At 63.5% G+C, this 2,449-nt stretch carries 3 protein-coding genes; 1 reads left to right on the top strand and 2 read right to left on the bottom strand.

Going from position 1 to position 2,449, the window contains the following annotated elements; genetic code table 11:
- A partial coding sequence (locus JMF90_RS33370) for an APC family permease (protein ID WP_201326022.1) occupies positions 1–481 on the bottom strand: 481 nt, incomplete at its 3' end.
- A gap of 419 nt (positions 482–900) precedes the next feature.
- Between JMF90_RS33370 and JMF90_RS33365 the strand changes: the two genes are divergently transcribed.
- Entirely contained in the window at positions 901–1,104 is a 204-nt protein-coding gene (locus tag JMF90_RS33365; protein WP_006477070.1) for a cold-shock protein, read from the top strand.
- Positions 1,105–1,207: 103 nt separating this feature from the next.
- On the opposite strand, the gene JMF90_RS33360 is transcribed toward JMF90_RS33365, so the two are convergent.
- A partial coding sequence (locus tag JMF90_RS33360; protein WP_201326021.1) for an Hsp70 family protein occupies positions 1,208–2,449 on the bottom strand: 1,242 nt, incomplete at its 5' end.

Genomic DNA, 2,449 nt, shown 5'->3' with positions numbered 1-2,449 from the left:
CGGTGTTCGCCCGCGCGAAGGCCTTCACACCCCAGTAGTTCAGCATGAAGTAGACGACGACCAGCACGGCCGACAGCAGCAGGCCGAGGGTCTGCAATTCGCCGTTCACGAACAACGCGTGCGCCCACGGATACGGCCACGTGCTCATGTACTGGATCGACGCTTCGGCCTCGATCGGAATCACGGATACGATCGCGATCCAGTTGGCCCATGCACTGATGAAGCCCACCAGCGAACCGTGCGAGTAGCGCGCGTAACGCACCATGCCGCCCGACTCGGGGAACATCGCGCCCAGTTCCGCATACGTCAGCGCAATCGCCAGAATCACGACGGCGCCGATGATCCAGGCGCAGATCGCCGCCGGACCGGCGATCTTCGCGGCTTTCCAGGCACCGAACAGCCAGCCCGAGCCGATAATCGAACCCAGCCCCGTCAGCATCAATGCAAACGGGCCGATGTTCCGTTGAATAGAACTCTTCACATCCTCTCCTGTGTCTCAAAAAGCATGGTCGGCCTGCAGTCCGGGATCGGCTCGGACAGCACCGCGCACGCATTCTTGGGGGGAGGGTCACCCGATCGGGGCAACCCGTCCACGCGGCGCGTAGTTTAACGGTTGCACCTCGAACGTGGCGCCAAAATCGATCGCCCCCTACAAAAAATTCGCATCGCTTGCAAGCTTTGTAAACCAGATATCCGCAATAACCCTGAGAGCATGGGAATACGGTTGACCGTCAGACGGATTAGCCGTATAAAGGACTTCGCAGGATTTCAAGTGGCGAGTGAATTGGTTCTTTCGTAGTTCGCCCATCAACGGTACTCCGGTTGGTCCTATTACCCCTTCCTTGATTTTCCGCACCCCATGGGCTTCGGCCCCGTTTTATCTTTTTAGGAACAAGTAACATGGCAACCGGTACCGTCAAGTGGTTCAATGACGCAAAGGGCTTCGGCTTCATCACCCCGGAAGGCGGCGGCGACGATCTGTTCGCGCACTTCTCGGAAATCCGCGTCGAAGGCTTCAAGACGCTGCAAGAAAACCAGAAGGTTGAATTCGAAGTGAAGACGGGCCCGAAGGGTCTGCAAGCTGCGAACATCCGTCCGGTCTAAGCTGGCGCGATCATTCGTGTAAAAAAGCCCCGCTTCGGCGGGGCTTTTTGTTTTTGGGCGTTGGTCGTCCGCCCGGCATGACGACCTTTCAGCCGCCCGCCATTCAGCCGAACAATCGCTGCGCGTGAATGCCGAGACCCGTCGCGACACTCGCGAGGCGATCGCCGAACACCGGCTGCGCATCCGGGAACGCGCCGGCAAGCGCGCCCGACAGGAACGCGAGCCCCGTCGAACCGCCGGTGAAATACAGCGCCCCGACATCGCGCGGCGCCACGCCCGCGAGCCGCACCGTTTCGCGCGCGGCATCGACGATGCGTGCGGTATCGTCCCGACTCGCGTCGACGAGACGATCGGCGTCGAACGCGATCAGCAGATCCTCTTCCACGTCGTTCAGGTCGATCATCGTCTCCCCGCCCGCCGCGACGCCGATCTTCGCTTCTTCCGCGCGCGCCATCAGCGCATGCCCGAGCCGCTGCTCGACCACGCTCGTGAGCCGGTCGTACTGCCGCACGTCCTGGTACAGGTGCTTCATCAGCTTGAGCTCGCCGACGCGCTTCGGCGTGTAGACGGTGTTGATCAGGTGCCAGGTCGCGAGATCGAAATAGATCTTGTTCGGCAGCTCGCGCCCTTCCGGGTCGAGCGAACGGTAGCCGAATGCGGGCAGGATCGCCGCCAGCTCGACCCGCCGGTCGTAGTCGGTGCCCGCGACGTGCACGCCGTGGTGCGCCAGCACGTCGTCCTTGCGCTCGAGGCGCGCCATCCGTTCCGGCCCGACGCGCACCAGCGAGAAGTCGGACGTGCCGCCGCCGATGTCGGCGACGAGTACCAGACGCTCGGCCGGCTGGCGCGACTCGTAGTCGAACGCGGCGGCGATCGGTTCGTACTGGAAGTGAACGTCCGCGAAGCCGACCGATCGCGCGGCCGCCTCGAGCTGATCCTGCGCGAGACGGTCGGCGCGCGGATCGTCGTCGACGAAGAACACCGGCCGGCCGAGCACCGCGCGGCCGATCGGCGCGCGTGCGCGCGCTTCGGCCTTGCGTTTCAGGTGCGTCAGGAAGCGCGCGATGATTTCGGTGTACGCGATCGCACTGCCGTCGCCGAGATCGGTGGTCGTTTCCGCGAGCGGCGAGCCGAGGATGCTCTTCATTGAGCGCATCAGCCGGCCGTCGAAACCGTCGATATAGGAAGCCAGCGCCGCCCGGCCGTATTCGACCGTCTCTTCGTCGTTGTTGAAGAAGATCGCGGTGGGCAGCGTCAGGTGGTCGCCCTCGACGGGCGCGAGGCGCATGCCATCGCCGTCGGGCAGCGCCACGGCGGAATTGGACGTGCCGAAATCGATCGCGCA

Origin of the sequence: Burkholderia sp. E168m23, from assembly GCF_016586125.1 — a bacterium.
Classification (GTDB): Bacteria; Pseudomonadota; Gammaproteobacteria; order Burkholderiales; family Burkholderiaceae; genus Burkholderia; species Burkholderia orbicola.
Note: the sequence above shows the minus strand (reverse complement) of the source record. Positions and strands in the feature narration are given on the sequence as shown.